Below are 19,830 nucleotides of genomic sequence, written 5' to 3' on the forward strand. Positions count from 1 at the left end.
ACCATTATGCCGAGGCGCCGCGCGGTGGCCGGCGCCGGCCGGGTCAGCGGCGGCGCAGGAGCGAGATCGACATGGCGTCGGTGTTGTGCCGGTGCGGCCACAGCTGCGCGCGGCCGGAGCCGTCCACCTGCGGGAGCAGGGCGAGCCCGTCCCCGGCGATGCGGGTGAGCACGTCGCGGGCCGACACCTCTTCGACCGCCTCGCCCCATTCGCGCCGGACTTCGGCGACGACGCCGGACGTCTCGGCCAGGTGCGGGGAGCACGTCACGTAGGCGACGACGCCGCCCGGCGCGAGCGCACCGAGCGCGGCGCTGAGCAATCCCGTCTGCAGCCCGGTCAGCTCGGGGACGTCGGCGGGCGACTTCCGCCATCGCGCCTCGGGCCGTCGGCGCAGGGCACCGAGGCCGGTGCACGGCGCGTCGACGAGGATGCGGTCGTACGACCCCGGCGACTGCTCCGCGCGGATCCTGCCGTCGAGTTCGCTGACGGGGACGTCGGCGGGCACCGCCGACACGGCGGCGCGGACCAGCCCGGCCCGTGCCGGCGAGATCTCGTTCGCCTCGAGGTGCGCGCCGTGGGCGAGGGCCTCGGCGGCGAGGACCGCGGTCTTCCCGCCGGGGCCCGCGCACAGGTCGAGCCAGCGTTCGCCCTCACGCACCGGCGCGAAACGGGTGAGGGCGAGCGCGGCCAGCTGCGATCCTTCGTCCTGCACGCGGATCCTGCCGTCGGATTCACGGACGATCTGCTCGGGATCCCCGCCGGGGAGCCGGAACCCCAACGGCGAGAACGAGGTGCGGCGCACGTCGCCGGGGACCTCGGCGAGTCCCGGCAGCGCCGCCATCGTCACGCGGGGCGAGATGTTGTCCGCCGCCAGCAGCGCCTCGAGCTCGTCGGCGCGCCCCTCGGCGGCCAGGGCGCGGCGGAAGGCGCGGACGACCCAGACCGGGTGCGAGTGCAGCATGCCGAGACGTTCGTCGTTGGACCGCGCGGTCTCGGCGATGCGCGTCATCCACTCCCCGGGGGTGTCCCGCGAGATGCGCCTGAGGACGGCGTTGGCGAATCCCGCCGGCCCGCGGCCGAGGACGGAACGGGCGAGCTCGACGGACTCGTTGACGGCGGCGTGGCTGGCCACGCGCGTCGCCAGCAGCTGGTGGGCGCCCAGACGCAGCGCGTCCAGCACCTCGGGATCGATCTCGTGGATGCCGCGGTCCGCGGCCATCGCGATGATCGCGTCGTAGGTCCCCTGGCGCCGCAGCGTGCCGTAGGTCAGCTCCGTCGCCAGTCCCGCGTCCGCGGGCGACAGCGAGGCGCGGTCGATCGCCTTGGGCAGCAGCAGATTGGCGTACGCGTCGGACTCGTGCACGGCGCGGATGGTGTCGTACGCGACCCTGCGGGCCTGGCTCACGCGGCTCATGACCCCGCCACCGGATCGTCCGTGCGGAGTCCGCGCCACCAGTCCGCGGCGGGCATCACGCCCTTGCCGGCCGGCTGCACGGCGACGAGGCGCACCGGCTCCGTCGCCGTCCCTACCAGCACCTCGGCGCCGTGGCGGGCGAGGCGGCCGGGGGCGAGGCGCGGTGCGTCGGCGGCCGCCGGGAGGGCGCCTGCGATCTTCAGCCGGGCGCCCGAGATCGTCGTGTGGGCGCCGGGCTCGGGCGTCGTGCCGCGCACGCGCGCGAGCACCTCGGCGGCGGGACGCGACCAGTCGACGAGACCGTCGGCGAGCGTCAGCTTCGGCGCGAAGGATGCTTCGCCCCGCTGCGGCACGGGCCGGGCCGCACCGCCGGCGACGGCGTCGACGACCTCGTGCAGCAGGGACGCGCCGTCGTGGGCGAGCGCGTGCAGGACCTCGCCCGCGGTGGCGTGCGCCGGGATGTCGTACGGCCGCTCGGCGTACACGTCTCCGGCGTCGAGCTCGGGGACGAGCCGGAAGACGCTCGCGCCGGTCACGGCGTCCCCCGCGATGATCGCGTGCTGCACCGGCGCCGCCCCGCGCCAGCGCGGCAGCAGCGAGAAGTGCAGGTTGATCCAGCCGTGGGCAGGGAGGGACAGCAGCGGCTCGCGCACGAGGCCGCCGTAGGCGACGATGACGCCCAGGTCGGGCTCGACCTCGGCGATCCGGGCGGTGGCGTCGGCATCGAGCCGGTCGGTCTTGATCGTCGGGATGCCGAGTCCGGCGGCCGCGGCGGCGACGGGCGAGGGGGTCAGCACGCGCTTGCGTCCGAGAGGGGCGTCCCGCCGCGTGACGACGGCGGCGACCTCGTGGTCGGTGGCGGCCAGGAGCCGCAGCGACGGGACCGCCGCGTCGGGGGTCCCCGCGAAGACGAGGCGCATCGCGCTCCTCACACGTCGATGTCGGGCACGTCCACGCGCACCCGGAGTGTCTGGCGGGGGCCGGCAGGGCGTCCTTTGGTCCGCCGTGAGGCGAGGGCGTCCGAGACCACCGCGGCGCGCAGAGTCTGCGTCACGCGCGCTCCCACAGCGTAGTCGAACCGCAGCACCGCGCGGACGCCTTCCGCTGCCGGGACGGGGCCGAGGACCGCCGTGTCATCGAGCTCCGGGACGGCCGCGCGCACCTCGCGCAGCGCCGTCTCGACGGCGGCCCGCGCGCCCTCGACGACGGCGACGCGGACCGTCGGCGGGAGCCGGAGGGGTCCGCGGTCCGCGAGCTCCGCCTGCGCGTAGGCGGCGGGCGTCCACGTGGCCAGGGCGCGTGCGACGGGGCCGGCCACCCCGACCAGGTGCACCGGCGCGCCGGGGGCGGCGAGGGATGCCGCGTGCGTCCACCAGCGCAGGCACGACTCGCCGATGCGCAGATCCTCGGCCAGCAGCATCCGTTCGCCGTCTAGCAGGATGACGGCGCGGTAGCCGCCCGCCGCGATCGGCTCGGCGCCGCGGGTGGCCACCACCAGTGCGGGCCGGGCGTCGACGTGCGCGACGGGGTGATCGCCGTCGGCGACGATGACGCGGATGCCGGGGAACGCCCTGCCGAGCTCGTCCGCGGTCCGCTCGCTGCCCGAGGCCGCCATCCGCACGCGGGTGGCGGCGCAGTGGGGGCACGCCCAGCCGGTGGCCGTCCGGGCGCACCACGAGCACTGCGGCGCCGCTCCCGGTCGCGCCGCCCGCAGCGGTCCCCCGCAGTGGGTGCAGCGTGCCGGCTTGCGGCAGTCGGCGCACACCAGCACGGGGGCGTAGCCGGGGCGGGCGACCTGGACGAGCACGGGTCCGCCGGCGAGCGCCTCGCGCGCCGCCGCATAGGCGCTGGAGGGGACGCGCGCCCCGCGGGACTCCCCCTCGCGCGTCGCGCTGAGGATGACCCGCGGTGACTCCCGGCGCTTCGCCGCGATCTCGCGCACCCAGCCCATCGCGACCAGGCGCTGGACGTCGGTCGTGCGGGTGTGGCCGGCGAACAGCAGCGCGCAGGACTGCATCCCCTGGCGCACGAGCGCGGCGTCGCGGGTGTGCACCCCCGGGCTCAGCGGCTCGTCCAGGAGCGGGTCCCCGTCGTCCCAGACCGCGATCAGCCCGCAGTCCGCGACAGGCGCGTAGACGGCGGAGCGGTTGCCGAGGACGATGCACGGCGCGTCCGCGAGCGTCCGCAGGAACCCGGCGTAGCGCGCCGGCGAGCTCTGCCGCGAGTCGTCGCGGACGACCGCGGCCGGGTCGACGCGACCCTCGAGCGCCGCCTCGAGCTGGGCGAGATCCCGGTGGTCGGGCACGACCAGGACGGCGCTCCTGCCGCGCGCGAGCGTCTCGAGGGCGGCCGCGGCCAGCAGCAGCGCCCACGCGCCGACGTCCGCCCCCGAGAGGGCGACCGCGGGCCGTGGCGGGGCGTCGACGGCGACGCGGCCGTCTGCGGCGAGGGCCTCGTCCAGGCCCGGGTAGGCGGACAGCTCGGCCCGCGCCCACTCGGCGGTCTCGGCGGAAACGTGGGGCGGTTCCGGCGGCGGGGCGGCCCGGAAGGCTTTCTCGGCGCGCACCATCCGCTTGGGGACGGCCAGGCGCAGGATGTCGCTGGCGGATCCCGCCGCGCGGTCGGCGACGCGCCGGGCGAGGTCGTAGAGGGATGCCGGGAGCACCGGCATCGGTGAGACGACCGCCTCGAGGTCGGACAGCGGCCGGTCGGCGGGCGCGGCGGGGACCACCTCGATGATCCAGCCTTCGACGACTCGCCCCGCCGAGCGGAGCGGCACCTTCACGCGGACGCCTGCCGCGGCATCCTGCTCGAGGTCTGCCGGGATGGCGTAGTCGAACAGGCGGTCCAGCTGCGGCAGCGGTGAGTCGATGAGGACGCGCGCGACGCGTCGCGCGGTCACGTCAGAGTCCGGCGGCGGCGCGGAGCGCGTCGATGCGGTCGGTGCGCTCCCACGTGAAGTCCGGCAGCTCCCGGCCGAAGTGTCCGTACGCGGCGGTCTGGGCGTAGATCGGGCGGAGCAGGTCCAGGTCGTCGATGATCGCCTGCGGGCGCAGGTCGAACACGTCGAGGATCGCGTGGGTGATCGCCTCGTCGGACACGTGGCCGGTGCCGAACGTCTCGACGTACAGGCCCACCGGGCGGGCGCGCCCGATCGCGTAGGCGACCTGCACCTCGAGCCGGTCGGCCAGACCCGCCGCGACGGCGTTCTTGGCGACCCAGCGCATCGCGTAGGCGGCGGAGCGGTCGACCTTCGAGGGATCCTTGCCGCTGAAGGCGCCGCCGCCGTGGCGGGCCGCCCCGCCGTAGGTGTCGATGATGATCTTGCGGCCGGTCAGCCCGGCGTCGCCCTTGGGCCCGCCGATGACGAAGTCGCCCGCGGGGTTGATGATGGCGTCGACGTGGCCGACGTCCAGCCCGGTCTCGGCGAGCACCGGGTCGATGACCTCGGCGCGGACGGCGGCGCGCAGCGCCGCGATCGAGATGTCCGGGTGATGCTGCGTGGACAGCACCACCGTCTCGACGGTGCGCGGGACGACTCCGTCGTAGCCGATCGTGACCTGGGTCTTGCCGTCGGGCCGCAGGAAGGGCAGCGCGCCGCTGCGGCGGGCGCCGGCCAGGCGCTCGGCGATGCGGTGGGCCGTCCAGATCGCCACCGGCATCAGCTGCGGTGTCTCGTTCGTGGCGTAGCCGAACATGATGCCCTGGTCGCCCGCGCCCAGCGCGTCCAGCGGGTCCACCGAGCCGCCCTCTCGGTGCTCGATGGCGGTGTCCACGCCCGTGGCGATGTCGCTGGACTGCTCGCCGATCGACACGCTCACACCGCACGAGTCGCCGTCGAAGCCGGTCTCGCTCGAGGTGTAGCCGATGCGGTTGACCACTTCCCGCACGATCCCGGCGATGTCGACGTAGCCCTCGGTGCGCACCTCGCCGGCCACGTGCACGAGGCCCGTGGTGACGAGGGTCTCCACCGCGACGCGGCTGTGGCGGTCCACGCGCAGGAGCGCGTCGAGGATGCTGTCCGAGATCTGATCGCAGATCTTGTCGGGGTGGCCCTCGGTGACGGATTCCGAGGTGAACAGGCGCAGTTCTGACATCGATGCTCCCGGGTCGTGGCGGGGGTGCGGGTCGGCACCAAGTATGCCGCTGACGAACGACACCGCCGGCGCCGGACGCCACGTGGCGTCACGGTGCCGACGGTGTCGGCTGATTCACTCGGCGCTGCGAAGGCGCAGCTTGTCCTCGTGGATCTCGTGCATCGCGATGGTGAGGGGCTTGTCCTCGACGGTCGAGTCGACCAGCGGGCCGACGTTGTCGAACAGGTTCCCCTCGTGCAGGTCGGAGTAGTAGTCGTTGATCTGGCGGGCACGCTTGGCCGCGTAGATCACCAGCTGGTACTTCGAGTCGACCTTCTCGAGCAGACTGTCGATGGGGGGCTCGATGATGCCCTGGTTCGTTCCGGCCATGCGAAACCTCCTGATTCGGGCTCCGGCGCAGGATGCGGGAGCCGGTGGACGTGGGCGGCGCGTCAGCCGTCGCGCGAGGGATGCGCGGGCGCCTGCGCCAATTCTACGACCTCGCGCGCCGCCGAGGCGACGTCGGCGTTGACCACGCGGTAGTCGAACTCGCTCTGCGCGGCCAGCTCGCCCTTGGCGGTGCGCAGGCGCCGCGCCCTCTCCTCGGGTCCTTCGGTGCCGCGTCCGACGAGGCGCTGGACCAGCTCGTCCCAGCTCGGGGGCAGCAGGAACACCAGGGTCGCGGACGGGTCGGCCTCGCGAACCTGCCGGGCGCCCTGCAGGTCGATCTCGAGCAGCGCGGTCCGTCCCGCCTCGAGCGCGCGCTCGATGGGGCCGCGCGGCGTGCCGTAGCGGTGGGCGTTGTGCACGGTCGCCCACTCCAGCAGCTCGCCGTCGGCGATCAGCCTGTCGAACTCCGCCTCGTCGACGAAGTAGTAGTGCTCGCCCTCGACCTCGCCCGGCCGCGGGGCCCGCGTGGTGGCCGAGACGGACAGGTGGATCTCGGGGTGGTGCTCCTTGATGTGGGCGGCGACGGTCCCCTTGCCCACCGCGGTGGGTCCGGCGAGCACCACGAGACGGCTCCGTCCGCCGCGCGGTCCCTGCTCGGGCCAGCGCACGTCCAGGAACGCCCGCAGGGCATCCCGCTGGCGTGAGCCGAGGCCGGCGAGGCGCTTGACCGGCGAGATGCCGAGATCGGCGAGGATCCGGTCGCGCTTGCCCTCGCCGATGGCGGGGATCGCGGTGAGGAACTCCGTCACGCGCATGGCACCGGCCGGCGACTCCGGCTCGGCCAGCGCCCGGCGCAGCAGCTCCTGCGGGGTGATCACCCGCATCGCGACATCCTTCTTCAGCGCCGCGCGCGCGCGGCGCGCGGCGACGGCGCGGCGGGATGCCGCCGCCCGGTCGACGTCCGGCGGGGTCCGCGAATCAGCCACCGAGCACCTCCCGGTACAGCCCGGCGCGCTCGTCGATGCGCGCGACGAGTCCCCCGGGTCCGGCCGACAGGATGCTGCGGCTCTCGGACGCGATGACGTTGCGGGTCACCGCGCCGAACAGCGACGGCAGGTCGGCGGGGTCGGCTCCCTGCGCGCCGAAGCCGGGCGCGAGGATCGGCGCGCCGCGGAGGACGTCGTCCGAGAGCCCGAGCGGCTCGCGGTCGACGGTGGCGCCGACGACGAGGCCGACCGGCCCGAGGCCGCCGGCGAAGGCGGCCGAGGAGTTGACCCACGTGACGTCGCGGGCCACGCGCGCAGCGACGGTCTGGCCCTCGTGCGCGGACACGTCCACCGGCTGCGCGCTCTGCAGCGCGGCCGCCTCGGGATTGCTCGTGGCGGCGAGGACGAAGACGCCCTTGCCGTCGCGCACGGCGGCGGTGAGGGTGTCGCGGAGCGAATCGGGGCCGAGATAAGGGCTGACGGTGACGGCGTCGGCCTCGAGCGGCGAGCCCGGCTGCAGCCACGCGTCCGCGTACGCGGCCATCGTGCTGCCGATGTCGCCGCGCTTGGCGTCGGCGATCACCAGCAGCCCGGCCGCGCGCGCGGCGGCGAGGGTCTGCTCCAGCGCGGCGAATCCGGCGGAGCCGAAGCGCTCGAAGAAGGCCACCTGGGGCTTGACGACGCCGACGCGTCCGGCGGCGGCATCCACCGTCCGCAGCGCGAACTCGCGCACGCCCTCGGCGGAGTCCGGCAGCCCCCATCCGGCCAGCAGGTGGGCGTGCGGGTCGATCCCCACGCACAGCGGACCGTGCGCGGCCAGCGCGCGGGTCAGCCGCTCGGCGAACCCCGTCACGACGCGGACGACCGATCCGCGGCGTACTCCTGCAGGCTCTTCACCGCGAAACCCTCGCGCAGCACCGGCAGGGCGCTGACCGCCGCGCCGAGGACGGCCATCGTGGTGAACAGCGCCTTGTCGCCGGCGACCGCCGCCGCGCGGATCTCGTAGCCGTCGGCCCGGGCCAGGCCCCCGCTCGGGGTGTTCACGACGATGTCGATCTCGCCGGCGTTGATCAGGTCGACGATGTTGGTCTCGCCGGTCTGCTGCGTTTCGGAGTATTTGCCGACGACCCGCACGTCGATGCCGTTGCGGGCGAGGATCTCGGCGGTCCCCTCGGTGGCCACCAGGTCGAAGCCGAGCTCCTGCAGGCGGTGGGCCGGCAGGATCACCGCGCGCTTGTCGCTGTCGGCGACCGAGATGAACACCGTGCCCTCCAGCGGCATGCCGCCGTACGCGGCCTCCTGGGACTTCGCGAACGCGGTCGGGAAGTCGCGGTCGATTCCCATGACCTCGCCCGTGGAGCGCATCTCGGGGCCGAGCACGGAGTCCACCGTCTGGCCGTCCGCGGTGCGGAACCGCTTGAAGGGCAGCACGGCCTCCTTCACCGCGACCGGAGCGTCCAGCGGTACGCGGGAGCCGTCGACCTCGGGCAGGAGGCCCTCGGCCTTCAGCTCGGCGATGCCGGCGCCGGCCATGACGCGGCTGGCGGCCTTGGCGAGCTGGATGCCCAGCGCCTTCGAGACGAACGGCACGGTGCGGCTGGCGCGGGGGTTGGCCTCGATGACGTAGAGCACGCCGGCGCTGATGGCGAACTGGACGTTCAGCAGGCCGCGCACGCCGATGCCGCGAGCGATGGCCAGGGTGGCCTCGCGGACGCGGTCGATGTCGCTGCGACCGAGGCTGACCGGGGGCAGCGTGCAGCTGGAGTCGCCCGAGTGGATGCCGGCCTCTTCGAGGTGCTCCATCACGCCGCCGATGAACAGCTCGTCGCCGTCGAACAGCGCGTCGACGTCGATCTCGATGGCGTCGTCCAGGAAGCGGTCCACCAGCAGCGGCAGGCCCGGGCCGATGATGGCCTGGTCGGCGATGCGCACGAAGTAGTCGCGCAGGCTGTCGGTGTCGTAGACGATCTCCATGCCGCGGCCGCCGAGCACGAAGCTCGGGCGCACCAGCACCGGATAGCCGATGTCCTCGGCCACCGCGACGGCGCCGTCGACGTCGATCGCCGTGCCGTGGCGCGGGGCGACCAGGCCGGCGGCGTCCAGGATGCCGCTGAACAGGCCCCGCTCCTCGGCGAGGTCGATGGCCGCCGGGCTGGTGCCGAGGATCCGGTAGCCGGCCTCCTCGATGCCCTTGGCCAGCCCCAGCGGCGTCTGCCCGCCGAGCTGGCACACGACGCCCAGGATCTCGCCCGAGCGCGACTCGGCGTGCAGCACCTCGAGGACGTCCTCGAGCGTGAGGGGCTCGAAGTAGAGCCGGTCCGAGGTGTCGTAGTCGGTGGAGACGGTCTCGGGGTTGCAGTTGACCATGATGGTCTCGAAACCGGCATCCGCCAGCGCGAACGACGCGTGCACGCACGAGTAGTCGAACTCGACGCCCTGGCCGATGCGGTTCGGCCCGGAGCCGATGATGACGACCTTGGTGCGCTCGGACGGCGAGACCTCGGTCTCGGCGTCGTAGCTGGAGTAGTGGTACGGCGTGAGCGCCGGGAACTCCCCCGCACACGTGTCGACGGTCTTGTACATCGGGCGCAGGCCGAGTCCGTGGCGGATGCCGCGCACCTCGGTCTCGGCGATGCCGCGCAGCTGCGCGATCTGGGCGTCGCTGAATCCGTGATCCTTGGCCAGTCGCAGCGTCTCGAGGTCCAGGTCGGCGGCCGCGGCGATGAGGTCGGCGACCTCGTTGATGAGGACCATCTGGTCGATGAACCAGGGGTCGATCTTGGTCGCCTCGAAGGCCTGCTCGGGCGTGGCTCCCTTGCGGAGCGCCTGCTGGAGCACGACGATGCGGCCGTCGGTCGGGGTCTCGGCGATCTTCAGCAGTTCGTCGACCGAGCGCTCCTCGGCACCCCAGTGGAAGCTCGAGCCGCGCTTCTCGAGGGAGCGCAGCGCCTTCTGGAGGGCCGTGGTGTAGTTGCGCCCGATGGCCATCGCCTCGCCGACGGACTTCATGGTCGTGGTGAGCGTCGTGTCCGCGGCCGGGAACTTCTCGAAGTTGAAGCGCGGCACCTTCACCACGATGTAGTCCAGCGTCGGCTCGAAGCTTGCCGGGGTGACCTTGGTGATGTCGTTCGGGATCTCGTCCAGGCGGTAGCCGATGGCGAGCTTGGCGGCGATCTTCGCGATGGGGAAGCCGGTGGCCTTCGAGGCCAGCGCCGACGAGCGCGAGACGCGCGGGTTCATCTCGATGACGATGATGCGGCCGGTGGCGGGGTCCACCGCGAACTGGATGTTGCAGCCGCCGGTGTCCACGCCCACGGCGCGGATGATGTCGATGCCGATGTCGCGGAGCTTCTGGTACTCGCGGTCGGTGAGGGTGAGCGCGGGTGCGACGGTGATCGAGTCGCCGGTGTGGACGCCGACGGGGTCGACGTTCTCGATCGAGCAGACCACCACGGTGTTGTCGGCGGTGTCCCGCATCAGCTCGAGCTCGTACTCCTTCCACCCGAGGATCGACTCCTCCAGGAGCACCTCGTGGGTGGGCGAGTCGCGCAGACCCGCGCCGGCGATGCGGCGGAGGTCGTTCTCGTCGTAGGCGAAGCCGGACCCCAGCCCGCCCATCGTGAACGACGGGCGAACGACGAGCGGGTAGCCGAGCACGGCCGCGCCCGCGAGCACCTCGTCCATGGAGCGGCAGATGCGGCTGGCCGCGACGTCCGCGCCGGCCTCGATCACCAGCTCCTTGAAGATCTGGCGGTCCTCGCCCTTGCGGATGGCGTCCACCTTCGCACCGATGAGCTCGACGTCGTACTTGACGAGGATGCCGCGGTCGTGGAGCGCCATCGCGGCGTTCAGCGCGGTCTGCCCGCCCAGGGTCGGCAGGATCGCGTCGGGCTTCTCCTTCGCGATGATCGTCTCGATGACCTCGGGGGTGATCGGCTCGATGTAGGTGGCGTCGGCGAAGTCCGGGTCGGTCATGATCGTCGCCGGGTTGGAGTTGACGAGGATGACGCGCACGCCCTCCTCGCGCAGCACCCGGCAGGCCTGGGTGCCGGAGTAGTCGAACTCGCAGGCCTGGCCGATCACGATGGGGCCGGAGCCGATCACCAGGACGCTGCGGATGTCGTCGCGCTTGGGCATTACTGGGCGTCCTTCTTCTCGAGGTGGGCGGTGACCATGTGGGCGAAACGGTCGAAGAGGTAGTTGGCGTCGTGGGGGCCCGCCGCCGCCTCGGGGTGGTACTGCACCGAGAAGGCGGGGATGTCGAGGGCGCGGAGCCCCTCGACGACGTTGTCGTTGAGGCCGACGTGGCTCACCTCGACGCGGCCGTAGCCCTGGGGGCTGTCGAACTCGCCCTCGAGGGGCGCGTCGACGGCGAAGCCGTGGTTGTGCGCGGTGATCTCGACCCGGCCGGTGGTCTTGTCCAGCACCGGCTGGTTGATGCCGCGGTGGCCGAACGGCAGCTTGTACGTCCCCAGGCCCAGCGCCCTGCCGAGCAGCTGGTTGCCGAAGCAGATGCCGAAGAAGGGCAGCCGGTCATCGAGCACGGCGCGGAGCACCTGGACGTGCGCGTCCGAGGCGGCAGGGTCGCCGGGGCCGTTGGAGTAGAAGACGGCGACGGGATCGATCGCCCGGATGTCGTCGATCGTCGCCGTCTGCGGCAGCACGTGGACGTCGAAGCCGCGCGCGGCCAGGTTGTCGATCGTGGCCTGCTTCACGCCGAGGTCCAGCACGGCGAGGTTGCCGATGCGCTCGCCGGTCGCGGGGGTGATCTCGGCAGCGGCGACCGACACCTGCGCCGACAGGTTCTGGCCGGCCATCTGCGGTGCCTCGCGGACGAGGCGCAGCTGCTCGTCCTGGTCGAGCGAGGCGGCCGGTCCCGAGAAGATGCCGCCGCGCATGCTGCCCGCCGAGCGGATGTGGCGGGTGACGGCGCGGGTGTCGATCCCCGAGATGCCGACGATGCCGTCGGCATCCAGGGCCTCGTCGAGGGACTGCTCGGAGCGCCAGTTCGACACGACGCGGGAGGGGTCGCGCACGATGTAGCCGGCGACCCAGATCCGCCGGGACTCGACGTCCTCGGAGTTCATGCCGGTGTTGCCGATGTGCGGCGCCGTCTGCAGGACGATCTGGCCGGCGTACGAGGGATCGGTGAGCGTCTCCTGGTAGCCGGTCATGCCGGTGGCGAAGACGACCTCGCCGAGGGTCGTGCCCACCGCGCCGTAGGCGCGGCCGCGGTGGCGGGTGCCGTCCTCGAGGACCAGGACGGCCGGTTCGGTGGAGAAGAGTGCAGTCATGCGTCGTTTCCCGTCGGGAGGGGGCGGATGCCGCGGACGGCGTCGGCGAGCGCGCGCGCCGACGCCTCTTGCGGGCGGAGGTAGGAGTCGACGACGGTGTCGTCGTCGATGCGCCAGGACAGTCGCACCAGGCCGTCGCGCTCGACGACCCGGTCGATGGCGAGCGTCGCCTGCTCGACGCCGGTGATGTCGGCGGCGGGGATCGTCACGCGCGGTCGGCCGGTGAGGTCGAGTGCGACGCCGGCGGTCGCGACGGTCACGTCGGCGCGGGAGCGGAAGTCGAGCCCCGCGATCGCCAGACGCTCCATCGGCTCGTCGTGGCGGGTGGTGGCCACGTACAGCGCACGGAAGGTGCCGGTGATGGCGGACTCGGCGGGCAGCTCGCCGACCGGGGCGTGCAGTCCGGCATCCCGCCGCGCCCTGCGGCGCCACGACCACGCCAGGGCGGCGACGGCGAGGACGGTCACCGCGAGGATGACCAGCAGCGCGCCCTCGCGGGTCATGCCCGCTCCCCCAGGGTCTCGACGAGGGCGCCGTCGGCGAGGGTCACGCGTCCGCGGTGGACCGTCCAGCGGACGTCGCCCGGGAGTTCGCGACCGAGGTAGGGCGAGTTGACGCTCCGGCCCCGCAGGTCCGCGGTCTCGAAGGGGCGCACCGGCGCCGGGTCGTAGAAGGTGAGGGATGCCGGCTGCCCGGCGGTCAGCGGCGTGCCGTGGCCGGCGAGCCGGCCGATGCGCGCGGGTTCGCGCGACATCACCCGCGCGACGTCGGCCCACGTGATCAGGCCCGTGTCGATCATGGCGGCGTGGACGACGCGCAGCGCGCTCTCGAGCCCGACCATGCCGTTGGCCGCCGCCTGCCACTCGCACGCCTTGGCCTCGGCGGGGTGGGGCGCATGGTCGGTGGCGACGATGTCGATCGTGCCGTCGGCCAGTCCCTCCCGGACGGCGTGGACGTCCTCGCTGCGGCGCAGCGGCGGGTTGACCTTGAACCGCGCGTCGTAGCCGCGGGCCAGCTCGTCGGTCAGGAGCAGGTGGTGAGGCGTGACCTCGGCGGTGACGTCGATGCCGCGCTTCTTGGCCCAGCGGATGATGTCGACCGAGCCGGCCGTGGAGACGTGGCAGATGTGCAGGCGCGAACCGACGTGCTCGGCCAGCAGGACGTCGCGGGCGATGATCGACTCCTCGGCGACGGCCGGCCACCCGGTGAGCCCGAGCTCGGCCGAGACCACGCCCTCGTTGAGCTGTGCGCCCTCGGTGAGGCGCGGATCCTGCGCGTGCTGGGCGATGACGCCGTCGAACGCCTTGACGTACTCGAGGGCGCGCCGCATGATCAGCGGGTCCCACACGCAGAACCCGTCGTCGCTGAAGACCCGCACCCGCGCGCGCGAGTCGGCCATCGCGCCGAGCTCGGCCAGACGCTCGCCGCGCTGCCCGACGGTCACGGCGCCGATCGGCTGGACCGTGACGTAGCCGGCCGCCTCGCCGAGGGCGAGCTCCTGCTCGACGACGCCGGCGGTGTCGGCGACGGGCGAGGTGTTGGGCATCGCGAAGACGGCCGTGTAGCCGCCGGCGGCCGCGGCGCGCGACCCGGTCAGCACCGTCTCGGATGCCTCGTACCCCGGCTCGCGCAGGTGCGTGTGCAGGTCGACGAGGCCCGGAAGGGCGATCAGCCCCGACGCGTCGACGACCGTGGCGCCCGCACGGTGCCCGATGGAGCCGATCTCGGCGATGAGTCCGTCCTCGACGAGGATGTCCGCCGCGGCGGATCCGTCGATTCCGGCACCGCGGAACAGCAGGACCTCGCTCATCGTGCGTCCTCCTTCTCGTCGTGCGCGTCGCTGCCGGCCAGCAGCAGGTACAGCACGGCCATCCGCACCGAGACGCCGTTGGTCACCTGTTCGAGGACCGTGGAGCGGGGGGAATCGGCGGCCTCGGCCGAGATCTCGAGGCCGCGGTTCATCGGCCCCGGATGCATGACAATGCTACCGGCGGCGAGGGCGTCCAGCCGACGGGCGTCCAGCCCCCAGCGGCGGGAATACTCCCGCTCAGTGGGGAAATACGCGGCGTTCATGCGCTCGCCCTGGATGCGCAGCATCATGAGGACGTCGGGCCCGGCGCCGATGGCGCGGTCGAGGTCGTACTCGACCCCGACGGGCCACGACGAGACGTCCTGCGGCACCAGCGTCGGGGGCGCGACCAGAGTCACCTCGGCTCCCATCGCGTGCAGCAGCCACACGTTGGAGCGCGCGACGCGCGAGTGCAGCACGTCCCCGACGATCGTGACCCGCACGCCGTCGAGGCCGCGGCCCCGGCTGTCCGCCCCGTGCCGCCGCTTGCGCATCGTGAAGGCGTCGAGGAGCGCCTGGGTGGGATGCTCGTGCGTGCCGTCGCCGGCGTTGACGACGCCCCCGCTGATCCAGCCGCTCGTGGCCAGGGTCCGCGGCGCCCCGGACGCGCCGTGGCGGATGACCACCGCGTCGGCGCCGAGGGCCTCGAGGGTCTGGGCGGTGTCCTGGAGCGACTCGCCCTTCGAGACGCTCGAGCCCTTGGCCGAGAAGTTGATGACGTCGGCCGACAGGCGCTTCGCCGCGGCCTCGAACGAGATGCGCGTGCGGGTGGAGTCCTCGAAGAACAGGTTGACGACCGTCTTGCCGCGCAGCGTCGGGAGCTTCTTCACCTCACGCTGCTGGGTGAGGGCCATGTCCTCGGCCACGTCGAGGATGCGCACGGCCTCGTCGCGCGTCAGCGAACGGGTGTCCAGCAGGTGCCTCATGATCCGATCGTCACCTCCTCGGCGCCGTCGACCTCGGCCAGGCGCACGTTGACGCGCTCGTCGCGGGCGCTCGGCAGGTTCTTGCCCACGAAGTCGGGGCGGATGGGCAGCTCGCGGTGGCCGCGGTCGACGAGCGTCGCCAGGCGGACGACGGCAGGCCGGCCGATGTCCTGCAGCGCGTCGAGGGCGGCGCGGATGCTGCGGCCCGAGAACAGCACGTCGTCGACGAGGACGACGGTGCGTCCGTCGATGCCGCCGGCGGGGATGCGGGTCGGCTGCGGCGCGCGCGTGGGGTTGCGGTGCAGATCGTCGCGGTACATCGTCACGTCCAGCGCGCCGACGGCGGGTCGGGTACCGCTGAACTCGGCGATCAGATCGGCGATCCGAGCGGCCAGCGTCACGCCGCGCGTGGGGATCCCCAGGAGGACCAGCCCCTCGGGGCCCTTGTTGGACTCGAGGATCTCGTGGGAGATCCGAGTCAGGGCCCGGGCGATGTCGGCCTGGTGCAGCACGGTGCGCGTGCTCATCCGCCGCTCCCTTCTCCGCCTCACGGGACGGGGTTAAAGGTTGCTGTGGTGCGCGTCCATGCTACCGGACGCGCGGCGGGGGTCACGCCGCCGGCCGCTCCGCGTCCGTGCCGTCCGCCTCGTCGACCTGCGATGCCCGGATGGGGTGGCCCTGCGTGGTCAGGCAGCGGCCGGAGGCGAGATCCCACTTCCAGTCGTGCAGCGAGCACGTGAGCACGCCGTCCTCGATCTTGCCCGTCTTCGTCAGGTCGGCACGCAGGTGCGGGCAGCGGCGCTGTACGATCCAGTCGCCGAGCTGGGCGTCCTCGGTCTGGTCGGACTGCTCGGCGTACCAGTTCTCGACGTATTCGATCCGGTCGCGCGAGAGGCACTTGAGGAAAGTCGTGAGGAACTCGTTGAACTTGCCGCTGCGGCCGACCTCGAACTGCATCGACAGGAAGATCGAGTTCGACCAGTCGATCTCGTGATCGGCGATGTTGGTCGACACTAGGTCGGCGGGGATCGTGTACCAGTACACGCACTCCTCCCCCGCGTACTCGCGCACCTTGGCCTTGGGGAAGTCCACGACCATGTCGAGCTCGCCGATGCGGAAGCGCACCATGCCGCCCACCCCGTTGCGGATCGTCCGGGCGCGGCGCAGCAGCGGCTCCCACCACTCCCTGATCGCCTCGAGCATCTCGGCCGGGGGCAGGACGGCGGCGCGCGCGGCCTCCTCGGCACGGATCTCGTCCTGGCGGCTGTCCCGCTGTTCGGCGAGGTAGGCCCACTTGTCGTCGAAGATGCGGTCGATCTCGGCATCCGTGTACAGGGTCTGCGTCACCGAGATGCGTCCGCCGTCCAGCTCGACCACGGTTCCGGGGACGAACTCGTACCCCTTCTGCTGCGGGCGCTCCTCGGCCATGAACGACAGGAACTGCCGCTGATCGGTGAAGATCGCGTCGTTGTGGAGGCCGTACCCGTTGTAGCGGAAGAGCTCCTCGCGCAGGAACATGGGGGGCCCCGCCATCGGGAAGACGTGCTCGGCGTCGACCTTCTCGATGTAGTACATCGCGCGCTTGTTCTGCGCGTCCCGCTTGAGCTTGGCGAAGTTCTGCTTGGCCTCCTGCGGCAGGTCGTACACCATCGGCCACCAGATCGCCCCGGACACCTGCGTGAAGTACGCGTCGGGCTTCGAGAACCCCAGCAGCTTCTCGAGATCCAGCGGATGCGCGTCGTTCTGGTTCAGGATGCTCGCTGTGCCGTCGTCCACGCTCAGCGACGAATCGCCGATGGGGCCGTCGCTGGGCGCCCGCAGCGGCGTGACCATGAGCTTCAGGTCGCCGAACTCCAGCGGGACGCCGGCCTGCGTGTAGACGATGTTGTCGTAGCCGAGGCGGCGCAGATCCTGCTCAAGGTCGTCGGTGGGGTACTCCGGCAGCAGCACGCGGATGCTCTTCGGGACGTGCCGCTCCAGCAGCGCCGGATCGAAGTGATCGCGATGGCGGTGCGAGATGTACAGGAAGTCGGCGCTGCCGAAGCGGTCCCAGTCCAGCGCCCGGTTGTCCGGGAAGGGGAACCATGAGCCGAAGAACGACGGGCCCACGACAGGGTCGCACAGGATGCTGCCGCCCGCCGTCTCGATGAACATCCCGGCGTGACCGAGGCCCGTGATCCGCATGATCTCCTCCTGAGTAGAACCGCCCCCGAGTCTACGACGACCCTCGGCGCGCACCTGGGACCGCGCCCGGGCGCGCGCCGGCTCCGTCAGTCTGCGAGGAGGGCGCGGATGTCGTCGGCGCCGAGCGCCTGCGAGAACGCGTCGTGGTCGAGGACGGCGCCGACCAGCCGCGCCTTGCGCTGCTGCAGGGCGAGCACCTTGTCCTCGATGGTGCCGGCGGCGATCAGCCGGTAGACCAGGACCGGCTTGGTCTGCCCGATCCGGTGGGTGCGGTCGATCGCCTGCGCCTCGGCGGCCAGGTTCCACCACGGGTCGGCGACGAAGACGTAGTCGGCCTCGGTGAGGGTGAGGCCGAAGCCGCCCGCCTTCAGCGAGATCAGGAACACCGGGTCCGTCCCGTCGCGGAACCGCTCGACGACCCGATCGCGGTGGCGGGTGGACCCGTCGAGGCGGACGAAGCCGAGACCCTCTTGCGCGAGTCGTGCCTCCACCAGATCGAGGAACGAGGTGAACTGGCTGAACACCAGGCTGCGGTGGCCTTCTGCCGCCGCTTCGCGCAGATGCTCGACGAGCACATCGACCTTCGCCGAGCCGATCGCCGCATCGGCGGGATCGACCAGGCCCGGCGCCATGCTGAGCAGCCGCAGCAGCGTGAGCGAGCGGAAGACGATGAACCGGGTCCGGTCGAGGTCCGGCAGCAGGCCCATGATCTTCTGGCGCTCGCGCTGGAGCACGAGGTCGTAGCGGGCGCGGTGGGCGGGCGAGAGCTCCACCGGGAGGATCTGCTCCTGCCGGGGCGGCAGGTCGGCTGCGACCTCGTCCTTGGTGCGGCGGAGGAGGAACGGACGCAGGCGCCGCCGCAGCCGGTCGAGGCGCTCTGCGCGGAAGGCGCCGCCCTCCTGGTTCTCGGGAACCTTGCCCTTCTCGATGGGGCCGACGTAGTCCCGTCGGAACCGCGCCGCCGAGGGGAAGAGGCCGGGTGCCGTCAGTGCGGTCAGGGCCCGCAGCTCGGTGAGGGAGTTCTCGATGGGGGTGCCCGTGAGGGCGAACACCGCGTCGGCGTCCAGCGCGGCGGCCGCGCGATGGATCTGAGTGTCGGGATTCTTCGCGAACTGCGCCTCGTCGAGGATGACGATCCCCCACCGCCGGGCGGCGTAGGACCCGGCATCCCGGCGGAGCACCGTGTACGAGGTGACCACCACGTCAGCGTCCGCCGCCGACTCGCCGCTGGAGGCGGCCACGTGCACCCGGAGCCCCGGGGCGAACCGGGCGGCCTCGTCGCGCCACACCGCGGTCACGCTCGTCGGCGCGACGACGAGGAAGGGGCGGCCCTCGCCGTGCTCGCGCGCATGGACGAACAGTGCGAGGACCTGCAGGGTCTTCCCCAGCCCCATGTCGTCGGCGAGGATGCCGCCCAGCCGGTGACGCCACAGCGTCGCCAGCCACGAGAATCCCGCGCGCTGGTAGGGGCGGAGGGTCGCCGAGAGCCCCGGCGGCTCGGGCGCCGTGGCATCGCCGCCGCCGGCGCGCAGGTCCGCGACGCGCTCCCGCCACGCCACCGCCGGCAGCGATTCGTGGGCGAGGTCCTCGAAGTCCGCCCACAGGTCCACCTGGTACCTGCTGAGGCGAGGGCCGGCCTGCCACTCGGCGAGGTCGCCGGCCTCGTCGATGAGCTCGCGCAGGCGCTGGAGGGCGGGGTGGGCCAGCGAGAACGAGGTGCCGTCGGCGAGCCGCAGCGTGGTGCGCCGCTGCGTCAGGGCGGCGAACAGCGGCGCGAACGGGATCCGGTGCCCGTCGATCGTGACGAGGATGCCGAGGTCCAGCCAGTCCGGATCGGTCGACTCGACCGCGGTCACGGTGATCTCGGGCGTCCCGGCGAGCTCGCGGTGCCGGTGCGGCGGCGGGGGCACCGCGACGGCGCGGGAGGTGCGGACGCTCTCGCGCGCCGTGAGCTCGTGGTAGTGCTCGCCGAGGAACTCCGCCGTCTCGGCGAGGGGGATCCGGGCGCGCCCGCCGGCGTCGAGCAGCCTCGCCGCGGCGGGGCCGACGGCCGCGGGGGCGAGGTCGATGCTCCCGGCCTCGAGGTCGAAGGCGTAGATGCCGCTGCGGCCCACGACTCCCCCGACCTCGGCCGCCGAGTCGCCGATCCGGCCGCGCGCGATGAGGTCCAGTCCTCCCCCGTCGGCCGGCATCACCTCGACAGCGGTCTCGCCGTCGGCGTGCAGCGTGACGACCACCCCGCCCCGCGCACCCGTCAGCGGGATGCCGCAGCGCCCCGCGGCCGCCAGGTGATGCCACACCAGTGCGGACTCGACGGTGTCCAGCACGAGCCAGTCCGCGAGATCCGCATAGGTGGCGAGGGTCCGCACCTCGCGGGCGATGCTGTGCAGCTCGGCGAACCACCGGGCCTGCTCGGGGCGGAAGCGGTCGCCGGGGCGCCGCACCTGCTCCCACGACACGCCGGTGCGCACCCAGGCGGACGTGCGGTCGCTGTGCACCAGCGGCCGCAGGCCGAGAACGACGTCCTCGGGCCGGGCGCGCGCCGATGCCGCCGTCGCCGGGCGCAGCGCGCGGGGGGCCCACGGGGATCGACCGGCGGCGGCCCGCTGCAGGACGTCCACGCCGAGGGCGAGAGCAGTCCCGCCCGCGGCCTCGGCGGGCGCGACGATGTCCCGCCAGTCGCGGCCGGCGCGCGCAGGTGAGGGCATCAC

15 protein-coding genes are annotated in these 19,830 nt (G+C 72.9%); all 15 read right to left on the reverse strand.

Features of this window, described 5'->3' with window-relative positions:
- Positions 1–43: 43 nt before the first annotated feature.
- Positions 44–1,414: an RsmB/NOP family class I SAM-dependent RNA methyltransferase gene (locus ACYVF4_RS00545; protein ID WP_460718705.1), complete on the reverse strand. Its 1,371-nt coding sequence runs from the start codon at positions 1,412–1,414 to the stop codon at positions 44–46.
- Positions 1,411–2,334, reverse strand: a complete 924-nt coding sequence (gene fmt / locus ACYVF4_RS00550) for a methionyl-tRNA formyltransferase (protein WP_460718707.1) — start codon at positions 2,332–2,334, stop codon at positions 1,411–1,413. The genes ACYVF4_RS00545 and fmt overlap by 4 nt, the downstream gene beginning before the upstream one ends.
- Before the next feature lie 8 nt (positions 2,335–2,342).
- The gene (locus tag ACYVF4_RS00555) at positions 2,343–4,316 is read right to left on the reverse strand and encodes a primosomal protein N' family DNA-binding protein (RefSeq protein WP_460718709.1); all 1,974 of its coding nucleotides are present in this window, start codon (positions 4,314–4,316) and stop codon (positions 2,343–2,345) included.
- A 1-nt stretch (position 4,317) separates the two neighbouring features.
- Entirely contained in the window at positions 4,318–5,511 is a 1,194-nt protein-coding gene (gene metK, locus ACYVF4_RS00560; protein WP_460718712.1) for a methionine adenosyltransferase, read from the reverse strand.
- A 114-nt stretch (positions 5,512–5,625) separates the two neighbouring features.
- Positions 5,626–5,880, reverse strand: coding sequence for a DNA-directed RNA polymerase subunit omega (rpoZ, locus tag ACYVF4_RS00565; protein ID WP_276179910.1), 255 nt, complete (start codon positions 5,878–5,880; stop codon positions 5,626–5,628).
- 62 nt (positions 5,881–5,942) lie between these two features.
- Positions 5,943–6,866 carry a guanylate kinase gene (gene gmk, locus ACYVF4_RS00570; protein ID WP_460718714.1) on the reverse strand — a complete coding sequence of 308 codons (924 nt, stop codon included), beginning with the start codon at positions 6,864–6,866 and terminating at the stop codon, positions 5,943–5,945.
- Positions 6,859–7,719, reverse strand: coding sequence for an orotidine-5'-phosphate decarboxylase (pyrF, locus tag ACYVF4_RS00575; RefSeq protein WP_460718716.1), 861 nt, complete (start codon positions 7,717–7,719; stop codon positions 6,859–6,861). Before pyrF ends, gmk begins: the two co-directional genes overlap by 8 nt.
- A complete protein-coding gene (gene carB, locus ACYVF4_RS00580; RefSeq protein ID WP_460718718.1) occupies positions 7,716–11,003 on the reverse strand; it encodes a carbamoyl-phosphate synthase large subunit in 3,288 nt (1,095 codons plus the stop codon). Before carB ends, pyrF begins: the two co-directional genes overlap by 4 nt.
- Positions 11,003–12,160, reverse strand: a complete 1,158-nt coding sequence (carA, locus tag ACYVF4_RS00585; RefSeq protein ID WP_460718720.1) for a glutamine-hydrolyzing carbamoyl-phosphate synthase small subunit — start codon at positions 12,158–12,160, stop codon at positions 11,003–11,005. The genes carB and carA overlap by 1 nt, the downstream gene beginning before the upstream one ends.
- A complete protein-coding gene (locus ACYVF4_RS00590) occupies positions 12,157–12,663 on the reverse strand; it encodes a PH-like domain-containing protein (RefSeq protein WP_460718721.1) in 507 nt (168 codons plus the stop codon). The genes carA and ACYVF4_RS00590 overlap by 4 nt, the downstream gene beginning before the upstream one ends.
- The gene (locus tag ACYVF4_RS00595; RefSeq protein WP_460718723.1) at positions 12,660–13,970 is read right to left on the reverse strand and encodes a dihydroorotase; all 1,311 of its coding nucleotides are present in this window, start codon (positions 13,968–13,970) and stop codon (positions 12,660–12,662) included. The genes ACYVF4_RS00590 and ACYVF4_RS00595 overlap by 4 nt, the downstream gene beginning before the upstream one ends.
- Positions 13,967–14,935, reverse strand: coding sequence for an aspartate carbamoyltransferase catalytic subunit (locus tag ACYVF4_RS00600; protein ID WP_460718725.1), 969 nt, complete (start codon positions 14,933–14,935; stop codon positions 13,967–13,969). Before ACYVF4_RS00600 ends, ACYVF4_RS00595 begins: the two co-directional genes overlap by 4 nt.
- Positions 14,932–15,462, reverse strand: a complete 531-nt coding sequence (gene pyrR, locus ACYVF4_RS00605) for a bifunctional pyr operon transcriptional regulator/uracil phosphoribosyltransferase PyrR (protein WP_460718727.1) — start codon at positions 15,460–15,462, stop codon at positions 14,932–14,934. The genes ACYVF4_RS00600 and pyrR overlap by 4 nt, the downstream gene beginning before the upstream one ends.
- 82 nt (positions 15,463–15,544) lie before the next feature.
- Entirely contained in the window at positions 15,545–17,119 is a 1,575-nt protein-coding gene (locus tag ACYVF4_RS00610; RefSeq protein WP_460718729.1) for a Rieske 2Fe-2S domain-containing protein, read from the reverse strand.
- Positions 17,120–17,205: 86 nt separating this feature from the next.
- Positions 17,206–19,827, reverse strand: a complete 2,622-nt coding sequence (locus tag ACYVF4_RS00615) for a DEAD/DEAH box helicase (RefSeq protein ID WP_460718731.1) — start codon at positions 19,825–19,827, stop codon at positions 17,206–17,208.
- Between the last annotated feature and the right edge of the window lie 3 nt (positions 19,828–19,830).

Source organism: Microbacterium aureliae (genome assembly GCF_054780155.1).

Bases quoted from the DNA above. Each gene is read 5' to 3' on its own strand.
- ACYVF4_RS00545 (WP_460718705.1), bottom strand. From the start codon at position 1,414: ATGAGCCGCGTGAGCCAGGCCCGCAGGGTCGCGTACGACACCATCCGC.
- fmt (WP_460718707.1), bottom strand. From the start codon at position 2,334: ATGCGCCTCGTCTTCGCGGGGACCCCCGACGCGGCGGTCCCGTCGCTG.
- metK (WP_460718712.1), bottom strand. From the start codon at position 5,511: ATGTCAGAACTGCGCCTGTTCACCTCGGAATCCGTCACCGAGGGCCAC.
- rpoZ (WP_276179910.1), bottom strand. From the start codon at position 5,880: ATGGCCGGAACGAACCAGGGCATCATCGAGCCCCCCATCGACAGTCTG.
- carB (WP_460718718.1), bottom strand. From the start codon at position 11,003: ATGCCCAAGCGCGACGACATCCGCAGCGTCCTGGTGATCGGCTCCGGC.
- carA (WP_460718720.1), bottom strand. From the start codon at position 12,160: ATGACTGCACTCTTCTCCACCGAACCGGCCGTCCTGGTCCTCGAGGAC.
- ACYVF4_RS00590 (WP_460718721.1), bottom strand. From the start codon at position 12,663: ATGACCCGCGAGGGCGCGCTGCTGGTCATCCTCGCGGTGACCGTCCTC.
- ACYVF4_RS00595 (WP_460718723.1), bottom strand. From the start codon at position 13,970: ATGAGCGAGGTCCTGCTGTTCCGCGGTGCCGGAATCGACGGATCCGCC.
- ACYVF4_RS00600 (WP_460718725.1), bottom strand. From the start codon at position 14,935: ATGAGGCACCTGCTGGACACCCGTTCGCTGACGCGCGACGAGGCCGTG.
- pyrR (WP_460718727.1), bottom strand. From the start codon at position 15,462: ATGAGCACGCGCACCGTGCTGCACCAGGCCGACATCGCCCGGGCCCTG.
- ACYVF4_RS00610 (WP_460718729.1), bottom strand. From the start codon at position 17,119: ATGCGGATCACGGGCCTCGGTCACGCCGGGATGTTCATCGAGACGGCG.
- ACYVF4_RS00615 (WP_460718731.1), bottom strand. From the start codon at position 19,827: ATGCCCTCACCTGCGCGCGCCGGCCGCGACTGGCGGGACATCGTCGCG.